This is a genomic window from Achromobacter sp. GbtcB20 (assembly GCF_019091095.1).
In the GTDB taxonomy this organism is placed as follows: Bacteria; Pseudomonadota; Gammaproteobacteria; order Burkholderiales; family Burkholderiaceae_B; genus Achromobacter; species Achromobacter mucicolens.
Map to the genome: position 1 here is coordinate 1 of NZ_JAGXJZ010000916.1, position 235 is coordinate 235.

Consider the following 235-nt stretch of genomic DNA (forward strand, 5'->3'; position numbering starts at 1 on the left):
TGGCCGACCGCCTGAGCAAGGGGCTGAGCCAACGCTTTCTGAAGCTCGAGCCGGGGCCGGAGCAGGGCACGCTGTGGGCCTATGTCGACGACGGCGAATCGCGCTTTCGCGAGTGCGTCCTGGTCTGCCTGCACGGCGGCTCGCCCCTGACGTCGATGCTGGCGCGCGAAGCTGCTTTCGTGGCCGAGGACGAGGAACGCTGGCTGCTGCGCTTGCGCCATGCCGGCGCCGCGGG

At 70.6% G+C, this 235-nt stretch carries 1 protein-coding gene; it reads left to right on the forward strand.

What is annotated here, in order from left to right; genetic code table 11:
- A partial coding sequence (locus KVT32_RS31615; protein WP_217619586.1) for a hypothetical protein occupies positions 1-235 on the forward strand: 235 nt, incomplete at both ends.